The sequence below is a fragment of the Sulfodiicoccus acidiphilus genome, assembly GCF_003967175.1.
Taxonomy (GTDB): Archaea; Thermoproteota; Thermoprotei_A; order Sulfolobales; family Sulfolobaceae; genus Sulfodiicoccus; species Sulfodiicoccus acidiphilus.
The window spans coordinates 201526-225320 of sequence record NZ_AP018553.1 but is presented as its reverse complement, the minus strand read 5'-3'; the positions used below and the strand labels follow the sequence as shown (position 1 = coordinate 225320).

The following is a 23795-nucleotide window of genomic DNA, read 5'->3' as shown; positions in this document are numbered from 1 at the left end:
CAACGAACAAGATGTGGATATGTTGTGAGCCCTGCTCTAGGGGAAAGGTAGTTGCTTCTCTAGTTCCATTAACTCGACGGAACAGATGAAGAAGAGGGTCGTCTGTGAAAACACCTCTGTACTCACCGAGCCAACTTAACCCTTGATGTGTTGTTAAGAAGTTTAACGATGTACAGACGATCTCTCTGACAAGAGACCTTGTCCGTTAGGGCGGGGTAGTTCACTTGTTAAACGATTTGATAGAAGTTGGTTGGCCCTCGCTCTTCCCAGTTAGAAGCAGGTAGACTTGTTCTAACGTTTCCATAGTTCTGACCAGCATGCTATAAAAAATGATATCATCTATCCTCCAAGGGTCTACACTAATTCTCATTACATCCATAAGCTCTCCTATAAGAGGAGGAGGTAGAATCTCTTCTTTGACCAGTGACAATATGGTATCCTGCCAGTCATCTCTTGCACCAATCAATCTACTGGCTAACTGGAGCACGCTCTCTGCCATTCCTCTGACCCCCCTTCTAGCGTTCTCTTTGAGTTCGATAGACGACACAAACTCTTCAAGAGATGCGAAAGTAGCCTTCTCGGCCAAGGTGTAATATTCCCAAAACAATGTACCCAATCCCTGACTATTTTATTCGTACTAGAGTTCAAATATTCTTCTACAAATTTTCCCTAGTACTCGTTTAATTATCATTGAAGATCAGGAAATAAGTGGATGCAATGAACCTTACCCGCTAAGGAATACCGTAGTTAATCGCCTCATCGTCCAACCCCGAACCCTCTATTTATTAGGGAGAGTTGAAGTGGCTAATATTCTGTAATCACAGTTTAAGAGTCGTCCTGACGTGCCTTCATCACTTCTCAGTAAAGACCAATAAACTCATCTAACAATAGAGCTGCTTCTGCTGTAAAAACTCTTTGCTCCGCTCACGCTCCGTCTATTCCTAACGGTGAGGATTGTTTTCGTCTCGATTTTCGATCCCATTTACTAGATCCTTGGAGAATCGATAGCTTAGATTGACTGAGAACTTCACTATGAAGAGAAATTGTAATTTGAACTGTTGCATCTCAGCTAATCGACCCCTCTTCACTGCTCTGGTTATGTCGACCTCATCACATGCACCCCACCGGGCTGATGGTCCCTCATTGCTTAGACTCGGGTTCAGATAGGCGGTGGGGTCTGAGGTGATATCTGTACAAACGATATAAAACTATAACAGCGGCAATTTGCGCCCAATCGAGCTGCAGAGCCTTTGCTCCGTTGTATTGAACTATAAGAAAAAACGGGACAGGATAGACAACTGGTCTCCAAATTTCCCAGATAACAAAGAAATTTATATAATTTAGGGCAATCAAACTTAAGCCAGAACCATCTATCAGTAAATTAGGTAGTTTTGACTTAGACCCCCAAAAAAGGATGGCTGAAACGATAAAGAACATGAGCGAGACAAACGCAGCGAAGGATAGGTACACAGGTGGGGCAAGATCATACACGCCTACTCTCGTACTGTATAGTAGCGGTTCGGAAATGGGCGCCAAAGGGCCTAGTAGAAGAGAGAACACCGCCACAACAATTCCCATCAAGAGGACCTGTCCATAGTACCTCCCAGTGGTTTCCATCGATAACACTATATTAATGCAGTGATAAATGTTTGTGAAATGTCCTCTCCCGCCCGTTTTCTACGACTTCAGGATATGTTATTAGCTAAGACTTCTCTAGAGAAGGTCAAAATGCATATAGAGGAAAGAAAGGAAAGGACCGTATTCAGGTGGGCGCAAAGAGAGCTAGGTGAGTTCTTGAAAAAATTTTCTAAAGATGAACGGCTCATTACATATATAGACGAAATAGATGCGGGATTAAGAACAGAGAACTACGAAAAAGTTCTAGAAGGAGTGTCGAGGTCACTGGCTACAATAGACGAAATGCTCCAACATGAGTATACAGATATGGCAAACTCCTAGAGTCTAATTCACTATTTCATCGAAAATGAATGGTCTCTTCTCTTTCCTTCATTTCCTGGTTAACCTCCCATCAATATCATGTTCGCCACGAGCTAAGATTCTTCACTATAAGGGGGTAAATATAGCAAGAATATTTAAAGACATGCAAGGATGATATTATTGTTCTATGTGGGTCTTTCCTCGTTGAACTCGCGTTAAGACGACTAAAAATATATCTGTGTAGGGGGAGTGTTATGCCATATGCAAGTGTTAGATCTTACAACGGAGGAATGCCCAATTCCCTTTATGAAGTCGTTTGCAACCCTAATAAAAATGAAAAACGGTGAACAGCTGGAAGTGATAACTTCCGATCCAAAGTGCTACGACATGTTACTAGAAGGTGCGAAGACATTGCAGCAGAAGGTGTTGGATTCATACAAAAAGGAAGGGAAATATTACGTGATCTTCGAGAGAGTGGAAAATAGAGCAGAGAAAATAGAGTCAACATGCTAGTTTCTAAATTTTAGGTGATCGGGAATTTTCTCAAGAATATCTGAATAATCGCGTTTTGATTAGTGTATTAGTGTATATTCGAGTTTTCTGTCCTTAGGATTTGGTGATAGAACAAAACGAACTCATCTACTGAATGTAGACGTTAAGGACAGGGAGGACCTCGCTTTCCGGACTGACGCCCTCTGTAGAAAGTCGTGTCCCTTTGGAAAGTGTTTACCCAGGACGTAACTCATCCACTTTTACTTTCGATTCCTCCGCGAAAACCCCTTGAGTGATCACAAACCTTAAACTCATTGGGCCGGTCGAAGAGGCCGCCGCCCTCCCATCAGACATCCGTCACCCCCGAGACCTCTTGGGCGGTGCCCGTCGTCGGTTGGGAGGGCGTCGCGGGAAATTTCTGGGTAATATAGCACAAACTCAATTAGCATCGAAACGATGCTTAGAAGCAATTAAAAGTAACGAATGCCACACGAACGCGTTAAAGTCTTTTTAGCTATATATAGCTTGCCCCTCTAACTTGATTGAAAGACAGAGGTGAGGGGAGAAATGCTCATCCCGCTGGGATCCAGAGGAGTTCTATGAGGGACATCCCAGCTCCCCATTAGTCCCTGTCCGTGAATTACCCCACTCTCACAGACGGAGCGTACACACGACGAGCATTTCTCGTTTCTCTGAGCGACCTCGATCCCCCTGACCATAACGGAGGTTCCAGGGAACCACTCTGCAATGGTCCGTGTGGAAGAGGGGTTACAGAGGATCGCCTTCCATAGGCATGAGCTCCCCAGTCCCAGGGTACGACTAGCTTTTACAGCCGTGGCCCAAAGATTATTTTATCAATTTATTGCATAAAAACATTTCTATAAGGGGGCCGTTCCCTACTTCATGGGAGGGACTTCCCCTGACCCCCGTTATGTAAGTGAAAGTTCTCTAGACTACATACTTCCACCAAACGATGGCCGCAGCCCCTAGATCGACGGTGGTAATCACCGTGGAGGAATCCCTTCCGGGGTGGCGAGGAAGTTAGAAGAGGTCTATAGGTGCTCATTCTGACTTCCTCCCCGCCCTGGAAGGGCGATGGTTCCCTCCCAAAGGGATCGTCGTTCCCACCATCGGTTCGGGTTTACATGTCTCGTTTGGTGGGCAGTCGAGTGGATCAGAGATCCACTCCCATTTGAAGAGGAGGGGACTTTCATCGCAAAGCTCTAGTCCCTTAAGAGAGAAGAGAGACGATGGTTGCTCCTCCCACAGTCCCGTTAAGCCCTCGATCGAGCTGGGGAGGAGCGTCGTTAGTACCACTAAGAGAAATTTCACAAAGAAGTATAAATACAAGGGGGCTGTTCACCCCCGTGAAGGGCGAGGCTTTCCGCCCCCTTAACCCCAATTTTTGTAAACGTAGCTCTTCTTTTAACGCAGGGACACGAATGATAGTCTTCTTATCGACGTCCTCTTTTTACTTGTTTATTGAAAACCAGATTATCATGCTCACATTTAACGAGATCGTAAACTTAATAGGAAAGTATGCAATAAGGGAGTGGGTCGTAATGGCATCTGCCTTAGTATTAATAAATACGGATGCGGGCGGAGAAGAGGAGGTTTACAATAAACTTAGATCTATGACTGAAGTTACAGAGGTCTATGTAGTATATGGTGTATATGATATAGTCGCTAAGGTGGAACTCGAGACTATGGATAAGCTAAGGGACTTTGTAACAAATACCATAAGGAGATTACCTAAGGTAAGGTCCACTCTGACAATGATAGTAATGGAGGATAGGTCGGCAGTAAGGAAATGATAGTTAGTATTGGCCTCGATGATCACGACTCTCCAAGAGGCGGATGTACTACACATTTCCTTTTCGTACTGTTAAGGAAATTTGGACTCGAGCTAGTAGATTTACCGTACCTAGTCAGACTTAACCCTAACATTCCTTGGAAAACCCGGGGGAACGCGAGTGTGAGGGTGAGGGTAAGATATGAAGGAGATCTCTTACAATTAGCTGACCTGATTTGGGATGAGACCGAGAGGTACGTAAATGAGGTTTCCCAGGGGTATAAGTACAAGAGGAGCCCTGGATTGGCGCTGATAGACGAGGCGTTCCTCGGTCAGTGGGCGTCCAGGCTATACGAATCGGCTGTAACTGAGGTAGTTCTCCCAGAAGTAGCCCGAAAACTGGCTGCGAAACACGGTGCCATCCTTCGCGGGGGTAGAGGCGTGATAGGAGCGCTGGCCTCGATGGGGTTTACCAGTCCTTACACATATGAACTAATATTCTATCGAAGGATGGAAAAATGGGGAACCACGAGGGTGATCGATGAAGACCAAATCAGGCAGTTGGATTCATTCTTTCCATTACTATTCTATAATTACGACTATGTTAAGAGGAAGCCTCTAGTTCAGTCCAGAGGGAATGACCCTGTACTAATGGGAATTAGAGGGTTGAGCTTCGAGCTGCTCAATTGGATTCCTTCAGTAATAAATCTACACGAGGAGATTGACGGATATTTAATTTATAAAACAAATCAACACAGTGATCATCATTTACTGAAACCATCAAGTAAGCCCTATGGAACGATAATGGAAGAGTGTGAGGTAAACGGAATAAGTTCCCTGAAAGGGGGGATGTACTACTGAACTGTTCCGGGAGAAGTGTTGTTGCATTTAAGGAGACGAGAGAGCTCAATAGAGCAGTGAGCGAGCTCAGGCCTGGGGACAGAATAATCATAGTAGGAGCGGTGAGGCCCTCGTCCAGACTATCGAAAATAGTGGAACTGGAAAGGATGGTAGTAGTGGAGTTAAAAAGTGAACTCCTATATGAAAACCCGACGTGTCCCCTCTGTGGAGCGAGCACTGAATCTCTAGGAAGTAGAGGAGGTTACAGATGCAGGAAATGCCATCACCGTTTTAATGGTGTAAGAAGAGCCATTGAAGTCCATCGAGGGCTCAGTTTAGGCACATATCAGGCGCCCCTATATAGACATCTAACTAGACCATTATTTCTGCCGGGGTTGTCAAATGGCAATTTGGACGGTTAGAAGCATGAATATACTTTCTGCCGATCGGAATGGTCTTAATTAAAATGTTCGGTTTTAGATTGGAATAAGTTGAAAGCTAACATTTAGATTCTACCAAATCAACTACATCTTCTAATAAAAAGTCGGCTATAGCGAACCATTTTCTCATGAGGATCGAGAATTCCTACTCCTCTGAGCCACATTATCCTAGGGTAAGGTACATCCGCCTTTTGGAGTAGTGGTGTATAAGGAAGTTTGTCGAACTGTTCAGCCATACTGACTCATAAACGATGTGGACGATGTGCTCACTGAACTTCATAAATTCACAAAGGAGGGCACCCATCCCCCGACGATGGGGATCTCCTTTGAACTCTCATCAGGATAAACTAACTCGAACTGGAGAAGGTAAGATTATATCAACGAGAGTTCCCTTTTTAACGTTGACCCCTCTTAAATCAGAGGTCAATGGATGCAGGTTATGGGGCTAATAATTTTCTTTCTAGGTTTGAGCTTCTTCCCTTGTGTCCTTTCAGGAACCACGAGAGAGTCGGGCTTCGTTATGGGCTAGATGCAACTCAAATGGAGACATCAATATCACTCACTTTCTGGAGAGAGTCCAGGAAATGTTCCAAGGTGGAACTTCCCTGTGAGAAGTCCCTCTAAGCCCTTGCCTACCAAGAACGTGGTCCTAAATTTGTGTATAGATAAGGTGAGTCTATTCGAGTCCTAGAAGGGAGTGGCCCATATAGTCCATTTTGAAGAATGATGAAAGGGGACGTGGAAAATTCCCCTGTGGACCGGCCGGGATTTGAACCCGGGACCTCTCGGGTGCAAACCGAGCACTCTTCCAGGCTGAGCTACCGGCCCGTACTTGGGGGCATTCCCTTCCATTATATACTACCTTCACTGTCAGTAGCATATTCGTTGCATTGTAACGGAGTTTAAAGGTAGTACAGATTCTTCCTATTTATTTCATTTGTCCCGTCCCCTCTCAGGCGGCACTGGGCAGGGGTTACATGTCCCAGTCGCCATGAGGCGATCCATCGAGAGGATTAAAAAGGTTACTACACAATGATAGTCGGCTCAGCGTCTTAATCTTGTAATAGAGGATTATCGCGGGCCCCTACCTTAAATTAAGGATCAAATAAGGTTCTATGACTTCACCCCCTACGGACTAACTAAATCACTATCAACTCCACGGGAGTCTGCTAAACATAGTACCAGGGTGACTGTTAGTATTTTTCTTATTTATATATTAAATATATTTATTTTATTAGCTTCCATTCAACACTAGTCTATATACGAAGCTACAGTTTACCACAGAAGTCGTTAAGAATACAGTCTAAATTTATAATTAAACAGAAGACTATAAATTAATCAGGTATAGTTTGTAATCTTATAAATTTCGTTTAAGATAGAACGGTGGTAAACGATAGTGTTTTCCTTTCGCTATGACCCACAGCTAATTCCGAAACTATATCCTGATCGAGACTTCTCTCAGTTCTCGCCAACCTACCTAATGAAGTTCGCCTCCGAAACATAAAGAGGAGGAAATCAGGGATTCCAAATGCCAACTGACAAAGCAAAACTCTGACCAATACGGTTAGCCTGTCGAGGTATCAATGAAGGTTAATTTGTGAATTAGGACCCGTTTTCTATTTACCCTAAAAATGAATTAAGAGTAGATTTGCTGTTATGAATTTACTTAATTATGCTCACTTTCGCCTTACCCTCAGAGTTAGAAAGATAGGATGTGATAACATGGATGAGACCAGATTGATTAAGTTTGTTTCTCTATATCTAGAAGAGAGGATTCCTCCAGATTGCGCTGAGATCGCTCGAGTTGCTCTCATGGGCCTCGTTAAAGAGATGATGAATAGGGGCGTAGAGAAGGTAATTAACGACTTTCTTGTCGAAGACGAAGCTCAGGTGGAACTTTCGTAGACAGTTGCACACATCTATGTTTAGATCTGTATTTTAGATGATATATCGATCTTCACTTTTGTAAGTCTGTGGCCATAACCCTTTTTATACTACAAGGAAAAAGTATAAACTATGGAAGCTCTTGTAAAAGTAAGGCAGATAACTAAGGACGATTGGAGAGATGTACTGAGACTCTATGAGTCTCTATCGGAGGAAGACCTATACCTGAGGTTCTTTCACATCTACAAACTTAGCCCAGAGGAGGCGATGAAACTAGCTAAAGAGGAAGATCACTACACGGTAGTCGCAGAAGTCGGAGGTGAGGTGGTAGGCGAGGCGACCCTTCACGAAGACGGCGAGTTTTCGGTAGTAGTGGCGTCTGACTACAGGAAATCTCATCTAGGTACCTGGCTCGTAAGGGAACTTATTAAGCATGCTAAGGAAACAGGTATGAAGGAGGTTAAGTTTTATACGCTCCCAGAAAACAGAGCGATGATCTCGTTAGGCCAGAAGCTGGGATTTACTCTAACTTTCGACGACGAGGAGATAGTAGGTGTGTTAAAACTCAGTTGAAGCCGTCTCCTCAAAAATTACCTCAGCTATCCTTGCTTGAAGTTAATCCATGACCCGAATCTAGAGTGAACCCACACCTCTCACACCTAAAAGTCCCGCCGACCTTTCGGGAAACCCACATCTGGGGTAGGACTTGGAAGTGAAGTGAAGGTCCACCTCCTTAACGAAAGAACCGTAAAACGGGGCCTTGTACTTGAGGATCCTGTGAATGGTCCTCCAGACGGTCCTGGAGATCTTTCTGGATAGGGAATTACCGGCGTCTTCGAACATGGACTGTTTGTTCAACCTTTCAACTGCGAACGTGGTCACGGGGTACGCCTCCAGGAGTCCGTTCACGAACTTGTGGACGTGGTCCAACACGCGGTTCATCTCCCGATGGGAGTATTTCTTTAACTTAACGGGGGTTGAGGGGACGGAAGTCCCCTTCCGTGAGGACGGACAGCCCCCTTATGTAAACCTCTTTACGGTTGTCAAAATACTATTTCTACGACCTCTACTGTGAGAGCTGGGTCGCACCCTCTGGACTGGGGGAACTCGCGCCCGTGGAGAGGAAACCCTCCGTGATCCCCCTTCCGTACTGTTCACAGAAAGGTTCCACCGAACCTCCGCTACGTAAGGAGATCGAGGTTCCTCCGAGGAGCGGGACTCACCGCGAGGACGCCCCGTCCGCGAGGGCGGGGTAGTTCACTTACTCGCTACATCTCCTCCAAAAGTTCCTTAAAACATTCATCGATAGGGAATTCGTCTGTGTCTTTGAACGCCCCTCGCCTATTCAGTTTCTCCAGAATGAATAGAGTTATAGGTTACATTTTTCAACGCAGAGTCAGTGAATTCACGCCCATAATCCCTAAACATGGTCCTCTCCGTGTGGGAACACCTCCGCGTCAACTCTTCACTCTTTATATGTTAAGCAAGTGAAATTTAACTTCGCTCTACATTATCGCCGTCTAGTACTTCATCGAATACAGTAGGGTCTAACCATCACCCAAACTCTCTCAACATTTCTTAACTCCGATTTAAAATTATAAAAGAAATAAATTTCATTTCTGTTATGGGCTTGTGTGATGTGAATTGTCTCAGCCCCTTAAGGATGGGAGATCCCCGTCTCGCGGCGAGAATTTCTCGCTTCTCTTGGCTACCTCTCCTACAGGAGTTCCACGAAACTCAGTGAAGTAAGGTCGCTGGCTGTTATCCATCTACCCACACGAATCCCGGTCATAAACGACTGAATCCAGCTCTCACACTCGTAGTACTGTCTCTGTGCGAGTTTCCGAGATGAAATGCTCCTAGGGGGTACTCGCCCTCTTTAGCGTAAGGAAAGCCTTCAACCCCACAAAGTTAAATGTTTTGATTCGCGTAAGAGGAGATTCGCAGTGAGATAAGGTGAGGGCTCTTCAGTTTGGTAGACAAAGTTTGGAGGACCTTAGGTTGACAGAAGTAGAGGATCCACATCCTAAAAGAGGAGAGCTTCTTATAGATATAACTAAAGCGAGTGTTAACCCTATAGACTATTACACCATTACTTCTCTGAAGGTCTCGCCTCTACCACACATTCCTGGTACCGAATTTACAGGGACAGTGAGCCAATTAGGAGAAGAAGTAAAGGGATTCAGCGAGGGAGATCGGGTCGCGATATACACTAGGTTCTTCGACGGGAGGTGTGATATGTGCATCAAGGGACGTGAGATGTTATGCAGAAATGGGGGAAGAATAGGCGTAGATACTGACGGAGGGTTCGCTGAGAAAATCGCAGTTAATTCTCTACAGGCGTTCAAGTTCGATGGACCAGAAGAAATAGCTGCAAGCCTACCTGTGGCAGCACTCACTGCCTATCACGCATTGAAAGAGGCTGAAGTAAAGTTAGGAACCATAGTGGTTGTTCTAGGTGCATCGGGTAACACTGGGATGTTCGCCACTCAGTTGGCGAGGAAGATGGGGGCGACAGTGATCGCTGTAAGCAGGAAGAGTTGGCCGAAGGAGCTGGGTGCGAATGAGGTAGTGGATTACTCAGAGGCTGAGAAGGTGGTAAGAGAAGTTACAGATGGTAAGATGGCCGACGTGGTAATCAATTCGCTAGGAGCTGGGTTCTGGGACTCTGGGATGAACCTTCTGGGAGTGGATTCTAAGCTTGTAACCTTCGGCACCCTCACTGGACATGAAGTGAAGCTAGACCTTTCTAAGCTCTATTCCAAGCATGTGAAACTCATCGGGACTAACAGAGGCAGCCTCCGTGAATTTAGCGAATTAGTTGAGATATGTAGGGACTGCAAGGTTAGGGTGTGGAAGGAGTTTGAGCTTGAAGAGGGAGCCGACGCAGTTAGGTCAGTTCTATCTAGAGAAAGAGATGGGAGAGTACTAATAAATGTTTCATAGAGAGGGTGGGTCAAGCACTATGCTAATGGAGGAACGATTGTGGTCAACATTGCCGAAGTTACAAAAAGCCGCAGATCCCTATCAAGCCCTAAGCCGTTTAGTCAAGGTGAAGGATGGGATCTTGGAAGTAATGGGAAACGAACATAGACTAGGAAGGACTAAGGTGATCTCGGTTGGAAAGGCGGCATATCCTATGGCTAGGTGGGCCTTAGATTACGTTAAGCCTGAGAGCTGTCTCGCTGTAATTCCCAGCGGAGTAGATGTCTCTCTAGATAGAGCAAGAGTGATTCACGGCTCTCATCCTAACCCAGACGAGTTAAGCTTGAGAGCGGGTGAAGAAGTGATGAAGGAGGTAGCCAGCGGGGACTATGATACCTTGCTTTTCATGATATCGGGTGGCGCCTCTGCGATGATAGAGGTTCCCTTGATAGAACTTAGCGAGTTGAGAGAGGTGAACAGGGTGTTGGTTACTTCTGGGCTATCAATAACAGAGATAAACAGTGTGAGGAAACACCTCTCTAAAATAAAGGGTGGAAAGTTGGCCAAATTAAGTAAAGGGAAGATAGTTAATCTGGTAGTTAGTGACGTACCAGGAAACGATCTCTCCACCATAGGGAGCGGACCAACAGTTCCAGACGACAGTACTTTCCTGGACGCGCTTAAAGTAGCTGAGAGAGTGGGTATCCAGGGCAGGGCACTAGAGGTTCTTAGAAGGGGGGTTAACGGTGAGTTGGAGGAGACTCCGAAGAAACTTGATACAGTAAGTTACCTAGTTCTTGACAATATGACGGTTTTAAAAGAGATAGCTCCGCTCTTTCAAAACCCACTGATCCTCACGTCAGAACTCCAAGGTGAGGTGAGTGAGGTTTCGAAAGTGATTGCGTCAATTTTTAAGAGCTGCTTGAGTTACGGAATGCCTCTCTCTCGGCCTTTTTCTCTAATATTGGGAGGAGAACCTGAAGTCACGGTTAGAGGGGAGGGTGGAATTGGAGGTAGGAACAGCGAACTTAGCCTCCATCTCCTTAAGTTGTTAAAGAGATATAGTTTCGCTTTACTTGCGTACGCAACCGACGGAATTGATGGCAATAGTGAGTTTGCCGGGGCTATATTAAGCAGTTCCTTAGTTATCGATCATATAGATGAATACATCAACAACCACGATACTTATACTCCGCTCGCAAAAGCAGGTGTGGTAATAAAGACGGGTTATACACACACAAATGTAAATAACGTTTATGTGTTGACTACTGCCTGAGCGGTCTTTCCCCTTATTCTTTGCTGAAGCATTAAGAGACCCCTCGCCAAGGCCTCAGGTCTTGTAGGACACCCAGGAAGATATATATCGACCGGTATTCCGATCTCGCTAGCCAAAACTAGGTTGTAGGAATTCCAGAAGATTCCCCCCTCCAATGAGCACGCTCCCATCGCTATAACGTACTTAGGTTCAGGCATCTGCTCGTAAACTACCCTTACTGCCCTAGCCATCTTTCTAGTCATAGTCCCCTCAATGACCAAAAGGTTAGACTGCCTTGCGCCACTGAAAGGAAGTAGACCGAACCTCTCCGAGTCGAATCTAGCAGCCGCAAAGGCCCCAAACTCAGTACCGCAACAACTGGTCGTTAGGTGAGGAGGCCATAAGGAGAACGATATGCCCCAATCTCTTAGCGTTTTCACCGGCTTCCTTTCCAGTAGCCACTTGGCTGCTTTCTTCGCAGCGCTTTCCACGTTCCCAGTTAGGAGCAGTTCTTGTTTCTCCGTAGTTATCACCTACCATCTATATCATCTCATCCCCTAAAATAGGTTGCTTAAGATCTAAATAAGTTGTATTTGTATTAATTTTTTTCTAAAAAGAAGCCATTGTTCTATATCGGGCCATTTCTGCACCCTTTTTGTAACACTCAAGTACCCTGTCCCTTGCAGCGTCCCAAGTGAAGTTCTGTCTCACCCTGTTGATAGCGTTCTGTCTGATCTTAAGCCACAACCTGACGTCGTCAGTGCTCACTACTGATTGGGTTCTAAGAGTCTCCATGTTTGATTCCTCAGCCGCCTTAGAAAGGAGGAGGGCAGAGGATAGGTAATCGGCCAGCTCCTCAACGCTCTCGGGCCTAGCTAGGAGGCCAGTACCATCAGCGTTGTACCTGAGGTCAACCACGGTCTCTGCCACTCCTCCCACTCTATACCCCACCACAGGTGTTCCCACAGCCATGGCTTCAATCACGTTTATTCCAAAGGGTTCCCACCTCGATGAGGACACAAACACTGAGGCAGCGTAATGGAATAACTTGTAGGTTGCTCTGTCTATACTCGAACTGAGCAGGAGTCTGACATTATTGGGTAAGGCAGACGCATCGTTTACTACCTCCCTTAAGAGGTCATATTCCTTCCCAGGTATACCCAGTACCACGAGCCTGGCGTCTGGAACTCTATTGACTACCCTTTTGAAGGACTTAAGAAGTAGGTCTAGTCCCTTCTGGTACACTACTCTGCCAGTGAAAAGGACCAGCTGCCCTGGGGCCAGTGGTTCGTATGTCCAATCGTCTCGTATGCCTAAGGCTCCCTTGTGTTGCCACAATATGCTTCCGGTGGAAAAGTCCTCTGGAACGACCTTCATAGATGGGAGGGACGAAAGCAACCTGGTCCTGAGTTGTGCCCTGTCCCTGATTCCGACACCTTCAGCCAGCCTTTCCACCTCCTCTAAGTTCCAATCTGTCCCGTCATAGGTCACACAGGACTTGTTTTCGGCCCAGTAACCTACGAACTCTATGACTTCCCTCAGGTAATTGGAGCTAACTGACGTGAGGAGATCTGCCTCATAGGCGCCGAACCTCTCTATGAATCCTGCCGAAAGTTCGTCCCATACCTCCTTAGTTCTTTTAAGGACGTGCTTACTTACGGACCAGATGTAGTGCGGACAGTTCTGAAGTCCAGCCCACTCCTCTGAGGCGTAATGCCATGGAACTCCGACCTTGTTGAGGAGATGAACGGTGAAGACGGTTGGCACGATCACCCGTCTAACCTCCAGTTCGTATTTGGAAGCCGTGCCCGCTAGAACGGAGTGCCAGTCATGAATATGTATGAGTGAGGGTATTTCCCTTCTGTTCAACAAGTATTGTACCAAGGCAGGAGCGACTCTAGCAAACAAGGCCGACTTCTCCAGGCTCCAGTCGTAAACTCCCCAACTGTCCAATATTCTCCCAGTCTCATAGTCTAGTCCCTTCACTAGAATGACTTCGACTCCGTCCAATCTCCCAGCCTCGGCTCCGATGGCATACCTATAATGCGCACCGTTCTCCCCACGTCTCACCCCGTAAACCTTTACATCGATCTCCCTCAGACCTAGGGAGGATCTATGAGGATCGCTCAAATGCCTTCCGTGGCTTGGCATGATTACAGTGGTCTTTACTCCGGCTCTTGCTAACGCAGTGGAAAGTCCGTACACTGCGGTTCCTAACCCTCCTCCTGATGCCACTTTGAACAATTCAAAGGAAAACATTAGAACACTCTTTAGTTGATCGTCGAACCACAGCGACTCCACTCTATTCATTGCAACCACTCCTTCACAAACCTTTGATGATCCCTCAAAGACTGATCTCGATGCAAAATTTCCTCAACTTGCTTCTCATTCCAAGCAACATTAAATTTTCTGTTTCCCTTATAGAAAAAGAAAGGTTCTCTATCGATGTTAAGAGACTTGAGCTCTTCTTCGAGTAGCCTTGAGAGGGCGTAAAACTCGTTTATGAACGCCTCCACTGGGGAATCATAGGCATTGAAGTAAGAGTGAACCTCGGCTGGACCACCCTCGCCGACGTACATATAGTAGTAGTTGTCGCTAGTTGTAAAGTATCTCCAAGTCCTTAGGAACTCCCCTCCCAACTCCTTAGACGGCAGTTCCGATCTCAGGACCAATTCGTCGTAAGCTCTCTGCATCTGATTGCCTAACCAACCACTCTCGTCTTTTCTCACATCTGCCCAAGAGGAGAGGGAATCTAGATCCATTTCCTCTATGGACTCGTTCACGACATCCGAAGGTACAACTGTCTCTACAGCCCTCCTCTCCAACTCCCTAGGAAGCCACCTTAGAAAGTCTAGTATGCCTGTCTGTCTGCTATGATGTTCTCCGAACGTTTCATAGTCTACAAATATCAGAGCGTAATAGCCCTCCGACTGACTGATCCAGCCAGCGAATTTTTCGGCAGTGAGTGGGTACTGATCCCACGACTTATTGGAGAAGCGAAACGCCACATCGTCGCTTAACCTATAGTTTCTAAAAAGGAGAGATATGTTTCCTCCCTTCAGTTTATATGGTCTGTTGGGACTCCTACCTTTAAGTGTGCTTTCTTTTCCCTCCAAGACTATACCTCTGAACCCTAAACCCTCCACCTCCTTAGCTATGGACCTATCGGTGAGCAGTTCAGTATTCTCAAATATGCTCGGCGAGTAGTCGAGTAGGTCCTTCATTAGAGCAATATGTTGCTTTACTTGTTCTCTGAACTCCGTCTTGTCTTCCCAAGTCCCCGTTATGGAGTGGTAGTAGGTTTGACCAAGGAACTCCACTTTCTTGGTGTATCTAAGTTCCCTCAGTAACTCAAGGAAATCTGAACCCCACCTTTCTACCTGCTCTAAGAGAGTACCAGATAGACTAAAAAAGAACTTGAGATCTACTCCCTCTTCCTCGGCCCTATCTATTTCCTCTAGAATGATCTTTGTCGCCGGAACGTAACAGTTGCGTTTCACTCTCTCGAAAATGTCTCTATTACGCGTTTCGTCGAAGAAACGCTCTACGAGATCCCCTCTATACCTCGGGTTCCAAAAGTAATCCCTTCTTACCCTAAACGGTTGATGTACCTCGAAACCGATCGCCACGTGTTTCATGCATTGCTTATTTGCGAATTCCGCTAAAATCCTATTATGGATCTCTCGAAAATGAAGGTCATCATCCCCATTGGGGGAGAGGGCCTAAGACTAAGACCATTGACGATAGAGACCTCCAAGGCCACAGTCAGGATACTTAACAGGCCACTGTTGGAGTTTCCAATACTCGAGTTGGCCAGACAAGGAGTAAAGGAATTCATTTTTGGTGTCAGAGGTTACGTTAACTACAAGTCGTTATTCGATAACTTCAAGGAGGGAATAGGGCTATCTTCGAGATATAAGATAAAGCCCAGGTTGCACTTCAAGTATCAACCTAGAATAGACAGCGTGGGAAACGCAGATTCTGTGAGAATAAACATGGAGTACTACGATGTAAACGAAACTACGATGGTCATTCAAGGTGACAACTTATTCCATATAGACCTGAAGAAGTTCGTTGAATACCACGAACAGAAGAAGGCTACCATGTCTATTCTCCTAAAGAGGTTAGATTCAGTGGAGGGTTTCGGAGTCGCAGTGATGGAAGAGGATGGAAGAATCAAGAACTTCGTTGAGAAGCCGAGGCCCCAACAGGCCCCTTCAAACCTAGTTAACACTGGAATATACCTTCTATCTCCAGATGTGAAGGAGATCTTCAAGGAGAAGGAAGTAGTCAAGATGAGGAGAGAGGGGAGGATGGACTTCGGTAAGGACTTCATACCCTATCTCATAGAGACAGGAAGGAGCGTCTACGGATATCAGACTGACGAATTGTGGTTTGACGTAGGTACACCAGAGAGGTATTTGGAGGCCATGCTAACTTTATTGAAGACTGTTCCTGAGGAGGGTTTTCTTGGAAAGAAGATCGATGATGATAGGAGGATATTTATCCAAGGGCAGAGCCCCGACTCTATTAGGAGGAGAAACTATATAAGAAGAAAGTATAAGGAAAAGGAAATCCAACTGGAGGGAAACATATTAATTGGAAGACATTGCCACATAGGAACGGGAACCTACATAGAGGAGTCCGTTATAGATAACTTCAGTGTCATTAGGTCAGAGGCTAAAATCATCAGATCAGCAGTGATGGATAGGGTTTACATAGGAGAAGGAGCGTCAATTGAGAACTCAATAATAGGTAGGCATTGTGAGATCAGATCAACTAAGGACAATCCGGTCAGAATAGTTAATAGCGCCTTGGGCGACGACGTAGTAGTGGAGGAGGGTACTGTGATAATAAGGTCTAAGGTCTACCCTCACAAGCTCATTAATACAAGCAGTAGAATAGAGGACAGCGTCATAGTTTGAACGCTGCTCCTTTCTTCACTTCTTCATCACTAATCAGAGATCACCTCAATCCTCACCATTCAGCAACGACACATTAGCTGTGAAAAATATAAGGAAATCCTTAGGAGAGCCTAGTTCCGCAACTAGGACAGAATTTGTAATTGGGTGCAATCTGGCCTCCGCAACTAGGACAGTAAGAAAATTGTTGGTGGGAGGCTTGAGGCTGTTGAGGCATGGGTTGGTACTGGGGCACGGATTGAGGAGGTTGAAACGGTGGTGGAGCCTGTTGAAAGGAGGATGGCGCCTGGTTAACTATGTTTTCGATCATCCTAGCGAACTTTCCCTCTATGTGTTCGTTATAGACCATCTCCGGCACATCGACGACGAGGAAGATCGGACCAAGAATTACAGTTTCTATGGCTGTCGCCGCTAGGTTTTCTACCCACGCTCCAATCCCTATCTTGACTTGAAGCCCATTAACCGTATTGTTGAAGGTGAAGGTGAAGGCTCTGTTAGCTGCTACGAGAGTCCTGAGGAATCCCTCCTTCTTCGCTTGGACTACGGCCATCGTTGTTCCAACATTGGACTGAACCTTATAGCCTTCGCTGGAAAGCTGGGAAACTAGGGAATTCACTACGTAGTTGAGGTCCACCTGTCTTGGAAAGTATAATTCCTTAGCCACAGTCGGGATGAATTAGACAGGAATTAAATGTTTGTCCTTTATGTTTGTACTTGTAGAGTGTTAAAAATATATTTAGTCATGAATGCGAAATATTAAGGATACTGTTTTTAAAGGGGATAGAGTCAGGCTGCTTTGTGAACCCAGTTCATATACTGGCCCGCAGGGAAGATGTCGCTCCAGTAGCTCTTATAGCGGGCGACCCAGGAAGGGTAAAGAAGGTAGCTACTCTTTTAAGTGAAGCTAGAATAGTTAATGAGAACAGAGGTTTTCTTACCTTCACTGGCTATTATAATGGGAGCAGAGTTACAGTAGCTACTCACGGAATAGGAGGGCCATCGTTGGCGATCGTCGTAGAGGAGCTGTATATGCTAGGAGTTAAGACTTTTGTTCGACTGGGAACGGCGGGTTCGCTAGTAGAACATTTGAAAGTAGGCGACGTAATTGTGGCCACTGGAGCCTCATATCTTCATGGGGGGACAATAGGGCAATACGTAGGAAACTCAGCCTCAATTTCTACTTCTCCTGAGCCTATCCTCACATCTAAGATAATGAAAAAGTTGTCAGATAGAGGAGTCCAGTTCGCGCAAGGTAGCGTTTTCAGCAGCGACGCGTTCTACGCTGAGGATAGCTCCTTCGTCTCCAGGTGGGCCAGCTTAGGTAATATTGGAGTGGAGATGGAATGTGCAACTCTCTTCGCTCTAGGTAACATGAGGGGACTCAAGACTGCGGGGATCTTAGTGGTGAGCGATGAGTTAACAGGAGAGAAGAGATGGATTGATCGATCCACTTTAGAGAACAGGGTAGACCAAGTCGCAAGGGCGATATTGGAGGTGCTGGCGGAGGAAGAGTGATGAAGCTAGTTAGAGATCCTATACATGGTTTTATAGAAATAGATGAGGACAAAATAGAGATAGTTTCAAATCCGTTATTCCAAAGGCTTAGGTTCATATCTCAGACCGGTCTGGCAAGTCATGTCTATCCTGGGATGACGCATACTAGATTTGAGCACAGCTTAGGAGTAATGAAAGCCTCGTCAGAGATAGTGAAGAGGGTTGGAGAAAATAGTGGGCTTGACTTCGTAAGCAAAGGATTTGTGAACCTCGTTTCCTCGGTGGGAATGCTTCACGATATAGGACATTTACCGTTCTCTCACACCTTCGAGCTCGGACTAGAAATGGCAAATAAAGTATATGGACTAAGACTTGAAGACAACGGGCGGAAAACTCATGTGCATATAGGTCTCCGAGTTATTGAAGAGGAATTCGCTAAAAACTTGGAGAAGATATCTAAGGAGACCAACATATCCGATCCGGTCAAGTTTACCAAAGACGCTCTTCTAGACGTCCCAAAGAGTGAGGAAGAAAGGCTTTGCAGTTACATTATTTCAAGTTCAATTGATGCAGACAGGTCAGATTATCTTTTAAGAGACTCTTATTACGCCGGCGTAGTTTACGGCCTCTTCGATCTCGAGAGACTCAAGCGAATATTGGTATACAGGGACGGGAAGCTTCAAGTGTTGGAAAAGGGGGTTCCAATAGCAGAGGAGTTCCTTCTAGGTAGGACCCACATGTATCAGAACGTGTATTTCCACAGTGTAGTGGGCATGTTTAATGCAATCTTGGCCTTAGCTTTAGCCAAGATGTTTAAGGATGGAGAGCTTTCGTTACCTAATAAGTCCGAAGAACTGCTCGATATGACCGATTTCAGAATCCTGACAGAGGTGGGCAAGAAAGGAGGATATGCTCACGATGCTATACTTTTCAGGAAAGGGTTCAAGAGGGCTAAGGACTTGGAGCTGAACGGCGAATGTGCCAGGATGTTTTACCAAGTTAGAAAGGAAGCCATCGATATAATGAGGGACTCCGATGGGATGGTCGTTTTTCACGAGTTCTCCGACGCTCCAGACCAAGACCCCCTGAACCTATTCGTATACACAAAGGAAGGCCCAAAGGAGATGAAAACGGTATCTAAAGTAGCTGGAGCTCTTGGAAGAATAGATAAGGTTGTACTAGCTTTTCATGAAACGGCGAATAGTTCTATGGTCGATAGAGCTAGAAGCCTATTGGAATGGTTGAAATCAACCTGTTAATTTTGGAGGCCATTGATGTCTTGGACCTTAGATTGACCAAGCAGAGGTTTTCCTTAAGCTAATAGTATAGTGAAGTGAACAGCCTGGACTCAACAGAGCTTCCGCTTCGCCAAACACCCCGCTCAAATGTGGAGAACGGGGCTCCACTAGTACTGACAGCCGTTGTCAACAGTTTCCGATAAGCCTGAAGTTTACATACTTTGTATGTATATCTACTATGATTCTTAAGCCTAAGGAGGTATGCCAACGCCTAGGAATATCCTACGCAACACTCAGAGAATATGTAAAGAAAGGCTACATTAAACCAGTAGTACTACAGAGCGGGAAATGGAGGTTCGGAGAAGAGGACGTCGAGAAACTGATGGGAATTGTCAGAAAGAGGAAAATACTATACGCAAGGGTCTCCTCAAACACGCAAAAAGACGATCTGGCAAACCAAGTGAAGTACCTCGAGGAGAACGTTAAAGAATACGACCAAGTGATAACAGACGTTGGATCTGGACTGAACGCGAAGAGGAAGGGGTTCCTCAAATTACTAAGAATGATACTGAACAACGAAGTATCAAAAGTGGTCGTAGCCTACCCGGACAGACTGGTAAGGTTCGGTTTCGAAATACTTGAGGAGGTGTGCAAAGCACACAACTGCGAAATAGTAGTGCTAAACAATGAGGACGAAACACCCGAGCAGGAACTGGTCGAAGACTTAATCTCAATCCTAGTCTCTTTCGGCGGTAAACTCTACGGTATGAGGAGCCATAAACACGAAAAGGTGAAGGAGTGTGTCGAAGAGCTCAAGGATTAGATCGTTTCAACCAGAGGAGTTCTTTTACCTAACGTACTCCATAAAGAACGATAAGAGGGAGGAAAGTAAGGTACTACTAGAGAACTGCAGAGTCCTACTACGGAAAGCGTTAGACCGGTTGTGAGGGAGGGTGAAAGTTGAGAGGAAGAAAGTGTAGAAAGGTAAGAAAGCCACGAAGGTCAAAGTAACCTTACCGAAGAAAGAAATGTACAAGACGTTGAGGGACGAGTTGGAGAAGATCAACATTCTAGCTTCCCACTACGCGGATAAGGCAATGAATGATGCTTACTCAATATTGAGGAGTTGGAAGAGGAGGGCTGAGAAGGGAAAGTCGTTGAGGAAACCTAGATTGAAGGAGGTTTACGTCAGAATAAAGTCGACGCTTAGGAAGGTCGATGGTGCGAGCGTAAGGATTACTGTAAGACCTCGCGAGTATATTACCTACTCTTGGTCTCACACTTGGTTCTCCAGACGAGTTAAGGGACTTGAGTTGGGTGAGCCCGTGATAAAGGAGGACGAGGTGTACTTGCCGTTCCGTTACAAGTTACCTCGTTCAACTCCCCTAGATTTCCTAGCAATTGATAGCAACATTTACACGTTGGACGCATATGACGGTGATAAGTTCGTCACGTTTTCCTTGAAGGAATTGTACAGCTTGAAGTACGGTATGGAGTTGAAGAGGGGTAGAATACAGTCCTTTACAGAGAGGGGGGTTGAGGGGGCGGAAAGCCTCGCCCTTCACGGCGGGGACGGACAGCCCCCTCATATTTATACTTCTTTGTAAAATTTCTCTTAGTGGTACTAACGACGCTCCTCCCCAGCTCGATCTAAGGTTTAATGGGACTGAGGGAGGAGCAGCTATTATCTCCTTCTCTTAAGGGACTAGACGTAATGGGTGAAAGTCCCCTCCTCTTCAAATGGGAGTGGATCTCTGATCCACTCGACTGCCCACCAGATGAGGGATGTAATCCCGAACCGATGGTGGGAACGACGATCCCTTTGGGAGGGAACCCTCGTCCCTTCCAGGGCGGGGAGGAAGTCAGTTCGAAGCACGGTAGGAAGTTAGTGAACTACCCCGCCCTCGCGGACGGGGCGTCCTCGCGGTGAGTCCCGCACCTCGGAGGAACCTCGATCTCCTTACGTAGCGGAGGTTCGGTGGAACCTTTCTGTGAACAGTACGGAAGGGGGATCGCGGAGGGTTTCCTCTCTACGGGCGTGAGTTCCCCCAGCCCAGAGGGTGCGACCCAGCTCTCACAGTAGAGGTCGTAGAAATAGTATTTTGACAACCGTAAAGAGGTTTACATAAGGGGGCTGTCCGTCCCCACGGAAGGGGACTTCCGCCCCCTCAACCTCCGTTAAGTTAAATACTAAGGCCTCCATACGGCTCCTTCGTGAAGAAAAAGGATCCCCGACTAATCTCAAGTCCTGCCTAGGTATAGGCTTCCCGAAAGGCGGGCGGGACTTTCGTGTGTAAAGGGGTTTCACCCTAGACAAACAGTTGAATACGTCTTTCAACATCTACAGAGGTTGGGCAAGTTCCCTCAAACCTGTGAAATTGCGAGGATGTGGATCTGAGTCTTCCAGCTAACTGGGCCGAGAAAGGTGGGGTTTCCTACATGCTTAGGTGAAGTTCAAGGGCCGAGGAACGATGCCAAATATCATGAAATCCTAAGAAGCCCAAACCTCAAGATAAGGAATGTAATTGTACTGATTAAAACTTCCCTAGACGAAGGTGATAAGGTGTATGGATAAAGACCTAATGTGGAAATTTATTAAAATGCTGGAATCACATGAGGCATTTTTGAGAGAACAAGGGTGGGTGATAACAGATCCCTACTCTCCGGCGTGGTGGGGAGGCGCCTTCACTGCTGATGAAGTAGTAATAACTGCAGTATTAGTTCAACTCACTAGGTGGAAAAGAGTAGAAGAAACCTTAACTGTATTAAGAGAACAGGCGTTGAATGACCTTCCTAGTATGAGCAGACTCGATTCATCTTCCGTTCTTAGAATTCTAAGACACATCAATTTTAAGGAGAGAAAGCTAAAAAGCATAAAGGCGCTAGCTTACCTTAAAAAAATTAAGGGAGATGACATTCTTTCGAATACAAGCGAACTTATTGGAATTAAAGGAATAGGGGAAGAAACGGCACTAGCAATCTCACTCTTTGCTGGAAATGTACCCCACATCCCCATTTCCAAATACGTCTCGATAGTGGGTCACAGACTTTTAGGTGATAATTTTTACGAGGACCTTAGTGAGGCCGTAATCGGGCAAGAACCTCAACGTAAGCTCTACATTTTAAAGATGATGTACGCTGGACTCACTTCACTAGGTAAAACATTCTGTAAACCTAGCATTAAGGTCGAACCTATGTGCCGTTCCTGCCTATTTAATAGGATATGCCTATATTACAATATTCGCAAGAATCAGCAAAGTTAGTAGAAAAATAATATAAAGAATAAACGATATAATTTAATTCAATGTATATGACAATTCATTGTGCTTTCTCTCCCTTTGGTCGTATAATTATTATACCGCTATCTTCATCGACTTGCAAATAGAATCTGGTCCCAAATTTCTCAACCATAGATTTAGGAACGTAAAGATTGAGTGGTAGAGTGTAGTACTCATACTGGTATACCCTCCCCTTCACTACCTTTTTCCCCGTTAATTTTCTCGCCTCCACCTCTCTCTCCTTCATAAGTTCTTTCTCTTCAATGTAAGTTTTAAACTTTTCCCAGATTCTCTGAAACAATTTATGAATGAAGACCCTACCTATATGTGAGGGGTAAAACACGTCTAGGTAGAGCATGAACCTTAATACGGAGTTCCATATCTGATCAATTCCTCCCAGTCTAAGGGATTTCTCATCGCATCAGGACTACATCTCTCATTAGGGGCAGTCGAGAGGCTCAGAGAGACCCACCTTTTTAGGTTGGTGACAGCTACAATACCCTACTGTTCTCATGACCGTAGGTGCAATTAAACCAACGGTGACCAACTTCGGCCTTTTCCGAGTGCTTTTAGGACACGAAATAGAAGAGTGGAAGAGTGATCGAGATTCAGGTATATCCGTAGGTGAGCCACACTTTTCTGTACTACCTACTCAATTCTACTCCACGTTCTACACTACTGCGTTAAGCCCCACTTCCCCCTTGCTATAGGGTTCCTCCTCCAAGGGTTTCGCCGTTCCCTCCATCGATTCCGGTCTCGTTAGGTGGACGGTTGGTTGATCTGAGGGGAGGCCCGTTAGAAATTGACGAAGGGAACCTCCATCGATGGCATCTAGTTCGGTGGAAAGGGGGGACTGTTCGTCCCTCAAGTTTTTAGTCTGGCCCTAGGTCGAACTGTGGAGGGACGTCGTTGGCTCCCGGGAGGAAGTCTTAGGAAAATCGTTGTTGGAATTGTGGTCCCTGACTCTAGAAGGGCGAGGCCTTCGTCGGTTTGTAAAAGAGTCACAACATTAATACTGTTTATTAACCTGGAACTTTAACGCTTCTCTAGATTTTTAGACCAAAAGACTCTGCAAACACCCAGAAGGACCTCCTTAGTAGCGCCTGGGATGATGAGGGGATTCTCCTGAAGTTGATGTGAGAACCCGCGGCTGACCACAAATCAAGTTAAGGAGTTTGGCACAGAGTTTCAGGAATTTAAAGATGTGGTGTCAGGCATAACGTCCTATAATCACGGATCTCTCATAAAAGTACTGTTGCCAGATATATCATAATACTGTTAACAGTTCAATTTTAAC

21 protein-coding genes, 1 tRNA gene and 2 pseudogenes are annotated in these 23795 nt (G+C 45.7%); 16 read left to right on the top strand and 8 right to left on the bottom strand.

Annotation, left to right across the window (positions count from 1 at the left end):
- Positions 1-220: 220 nt before the first annotated feature.
- Positions 221-586 carry a hypothetical protein gene (locus HS1genome_RS01260; protein WP_126449163.1) on the bottom strand — a complete coding sequence of 122 codons (366 nt, stop codon included), beginning with the start codon at positions 584-586 and terminating at the stop codon, positions 221-223.
- Positions 587-1656: 1070 nt separating this feature from the next.
- Here HS1genome_RS01260 and HS1genome_RS01250 point away from each other — a divergent pair.
- From HS1genome_RS01250 to HS1genome_RS01225, 5 genes are all read left to right on the top strand, one after another.
- On the top strand, positions 1657-1959 hold the full coding sequence (locus tag HS1genome_RS01250; RefSeq protein WP_126449161.1) for a hypothetical protein: 303 nt from the start codon (positions 1657-1659) through the stop codon (positions 1957-1959).
- 240 nt (positions 1960-2199) lie between these two features.
- On the top strand, positions 2200-2451 hold the full coding sequence (locus tag HS1genome_RS01245) for a sulfurtransferase TusA family protein (RefSeq protein WP_126449160.1): 252 nt from the start codon (positions 2200-2202) through the stop codon (positions 2449-2451).
- A gap of 1541 nt (positions 2452-3992) precedes the next feature.
- Positions 3993-4244 carry an Lrp/AsnC ligand binding domain-containing protein gene (locus tag HS1genome_RS01235; protein WP_126451258.1) on the top strand — a complete coding sequence of 84 codons (252 nt, stop codon included), beginning with the start codon at positions 3993-3995 and terminating at the stop codon, positions 4242-4244.
- Positions 4241-5083: a tRNA(Ile)(2)-agmatinylcytidine synthase gene (locus tag HS1genome_RS01230; RefSeq protein WP_126449158.1), complete on the top strand. Its 843-nt coding sequence runs from the start codon at positions 4241-4243 to the stop codon at positions 5081-5083. Before HS1genome_RS01235 ends, HS1genome_RS01230 begins: the two co-directional genes overlap by 4 nt.
- Positions 5084-5139: 56 nt before the next feature.
- Positions 5140-5484: a single stranded DNA-binding domain-containing protein gene (locus HS1genome_RS01225; RefSeq protein WP_126449157.1), complete on the top strand. Its 345-nt coding sequence runs from the start codon at positions 5140-5142 to the stop codon at positions 5482-5484.
- Between the two features lie 772 nt (positions 5485-6256).
- On the opposite strand, the gene HS1genome_RS01220 is transcribed toward HS1genome_RS01225, so the two are convergent.
- Positions 6257-6330: transfer RNA gene (locus HS1genome_RS01220), tRNA-Ala, on the bottom strand.
- Positions 6331-7224: 894 nt separating this feature from the next.
- Between HS1genome_RS01220 and HS1genome_RS01215 the strand changes: the two genes are divergently transcribed.
- Both HS1genome_RS01215 and HS1genome_RS01210 read left to right on the top strand, forming a co-directional pair.
- Positions 7225-7407 carry a hypothetical protein gene (locus HS1genome_RS01215; protein WP_126449156.1) on the top strand — a complete coding sequence of 61 codons (183 nt, stop codon included), beginning with the start codon at positions 7225-7227 and terminating at the stop codon, positions 7405-7407.
- 111 nt (positions 7408-7518) lie between these two features.
- Complete coding sequence (locus HS1genome_RS01210; protein ID WP_126449155.1) at positions 7519-7959, top strand: GNAT family N-acetyltransferase; 441 nt, start codon at positions 7519-7521, stop codon at positions 7957-7959.
- Positions 7960-8017: 58 nt separating this feature from the next.
- On the opposite strand, the pseudogene HS1genome_RS01205 reads toward HS1genome_RS01210, so the two are convergent.
- Positions 8018-8352: pseudogene (locus tag HS1genome_RS01205) on the bottom strand (IS200/IS605 family accessory protein TnpB-related protein); the annotation flags it as partial.
- Between the two features lie 990 nt (positions 8353-9342).
- On the opposite strand from HS1genome_RS01205, the gene HS1genome_RS01200 reads away from it, so the two are divergent.
- Both HS1genome_RS01200 and HS1genome_RS01195 read left to right on the top strand, forming a co-directional pair.
- Positions 9343-10332 carry an alcohol dehydrogenase catalytic domain-containing protein gene (locus tag HS1genome_RS01200; protein WP_126449154.1) on the top strand — a complete coding sequence of 330 codons (990 nt, stop codon included), beginning with the start codon at positions 9343-9345 and terminating at the stop codon, positions 10330-10332.
- 25 nt (positions 10333-10357) lie between these two features.
- Positions 10358-11587, top strand: a complete 1230-nt coding sequence (locus tag HS1genome_RS01195; protein ID WP_158613655.1) for a glycerate 2-kinase — start codon at positions 10358-10360, stop codon at positions 11585-11587.
- Here HS1genome_RS01195 and HS1genome_RS01190 read toward each other — a convergent pair.
- From HS1genome_RS01190 to HS1genome_RS01180, 3 genes are all read right to left on the bottom strand, one after another.
- A complete protein-coding gene (locus tag HS1genome_RS01190; protein WP_126451257.1) occupies positions 11566-12096 on the bottom strand; it encodes an NADH-quinone oxidoreductase subunit B in 531 nt (176 codons plus the stop codon). The genes HS1genome_RS01195 and HS1genome_RS01190 overlap by 22 nt on opposite strands.
- Positions 12097-12175: 79 nt before the next feature.
- On the bottom strand, positions 12176-13876 hold the full coding sequence (locus HS1genome_RS01185) for a glycosyltransferase (RefSeq protein ID WP_126449152.1): 1701 nt from the start codon (positions 13874-13876) through the stop codon (positions 12176-12178).
- Positions 13873-15204: a glycoside hydrolase family 57 protein gene (locus HS1genome_RS01180; RefSeq protein WP_126449151.1), complete on the bottom strand. Its 1332-nt coding sequence runs from the start codon at positions 15202-15204 to the stop codon at positions 13873-13875. Before HS1genome_RS01180 ends, HS1genome_RS01185 begins: the two co-directional genes overlap by 4 nt.
- Positions 15205-15240: 36 nt before the next feature.
- Here HS1genome_RS01180 and HS1genome_RS01175 point away from each other — a divergent pair, with 36 nt between their 5' ends.
- Positions 15241-16491 carry a nucleotidyltransferase family protein gene (locus HS1genome_RS01175; RefSeq protein ID WP_126449150.1) on the top strand — a complete coding sequence of 417 codons (1251 nt, stop codon included), beginning with the start codon at positions 15241-15243 and terminating at the stop codon, positions 16489-16491.
- Positions 16492-16591: 100 nt separating this feature from the next.
- Here HS1genome_RS01175 and HS1genome_RS01170 read toward each other — a convergent pair whose 3' ends face one another.
- Positions 16592-17152, bottom strand: a complete 561-nt coding sequence (locus tag HS1genome_RS01170; RefSeq protein ID WP_229768263.1) for a zinc ribbon domain-containing protein — start codon at positions 17150-17152, stop codon at positions 16592-16594.
- A gap of 134 nt (positions 17153-17286) precedes the next feature.
- Here HS1genome_RS01170 and HS1genome_RS01165 point away from each other — a divergent pair, with 134 nt between their 5' ends.
- The 6 genes and pseudogenes from HS1genome_RS01165 (at position 17287) to HS1genome_RS01140 (ending at position 22483) form a co-directional block, all read left to right on the top strand.
- Positions 17287-18003 (top strand): purine-nucleoside phosphorylase, encoded by a 717-nt coding sequence (locus HS1genome_RS01165; RefSeq protein ID WP_126449149.1) that lies wholly within the window; start codon positions 17287-17289, stop codon positions 18001-18003.
- The gene (locus HS1genome_RS01160) at positions 18003-19241 is read left to right on the top strand and encodes an HD domain-containing protein (protein ID WP_126449148.1); all 1239 of its coding nucleotides are present in this window, start codon (positions 18003-18005) and stop codon (positions 19239-19241) included. The genes HS1genome_RS01165 and HS1genome_RS01160 overlap by 1 nt, the downstream gene beginning before the upstream one ends.
- 220 nt (positions 19242-19461) lie before the next feature.
- Positions 19462-20043, top strand: coding sequence for an IS607 family transposase (locus HS1genome_RS01155; RefSeq protein WP_126451256.1), 582 nt, complete (start codon positions 19462-19464; stop codon positions 20041-20043).
- Positions 20021-20752 (top strand): annotated as a pseudogene (locus HS1genome_RS01150) (RNA-guided endonuclease TnpB family protein); the annotation flags it as partial. The gene HS1genome_RS01155 and the pseudogene HS1genome_RS01150, both read left to right, overlap by 23 nt.
- 128 nt (positions 20753-20880) lie before the next feature.
- Positions 20881-21150 carry a hypothetical protein gene (locus HS1genome_RS13140; protein ID WP_126449147.1) on the top strand — a complete coding sequence of 90 codons (270 nt, stop codon included), beginning with the start codon at positions 20881-20883 and terminating at the stop codon, positions 21148-21150.
- A gap of 637 nt (positions 21151-21787) precedes the next feature.
- The gene (locus HS1genome_RS01140; RefSeq protein ID WP_126449146.1) at positions 21788-22483 is read left to right on the top strand and encodes a hypothetical protein; all 696 of its coding nucleotides are present in this window, start codon (positions 21788-21790) and stop codon (positions 22481-22483) included.
- Positions 22484-22538: 55 nt separating this feature from the next.
- Here HS1genome_RS01140 and HS1genome_RS01135 read toward each other — a convergent pair whose 3' ends face one another.
- Positions 22539-22745, bottom strand: a complete 207-nt coding sequence (locus HS1genome_RS01135; RefSeq protein WP_126451255.1) for a hypothetical protein — start codon at positions 22743-22745, stop codon at positions 22539-22541.
- Positions 22746-23795 lie beyond the last annotated feature (1050 nt).